This is a genomic window from Micrococcus sp. Mcc89 (assembly GCF_024519795.1).
Classification (GTDB): Bacteria; Actinomycetota; Actinomycetes; order Actinomycetales; family Micrococcaceae; genus Micrococcus; species Micrococcus luteus.
Window position 1 is genome coordinate 1 of record NZ_JALJRI010000048.1, and the last position, 228, is coordinate 228.

The following is a 228-nucleotide window of genomic DNA, read 5'->3' on the forward strand; positions in this document are numbered from 1 at the left end:
CGTTGTCCCCAGCAGCACCGACCCTGCCCATCGACCCGACCAGGCCGTTGACCCGCAGCGTCTCCACGAACCGCCTGGCTCGAAATTGCGATCCTCGATCCGAATGCACCCGGCAACCCTGCACCTCGGCCTTGCCTCCACGCCGGCCCAGAGCCATCTGCAGGGCATCCACAGCCAGCTGCGAGCTCATCCGCCGATTGATCGAGTAGCCCACGATCCGGTTCGAGA

Annotated in this window: 1 protein-coding gene; it reads right to left on the minus strand. The window is 65.8% G+C overall.

Annotation, left to right across the window (positions count from 1 at the left end):
* A partial coding sequence (locus tag NR072_RS05910) for a DDE-type integrase/transposase/recombinase (RefSeq protein ID WP_256836482.1) occupies positions 1–228 on the minus strand: 228 nt, incomplete at both ends.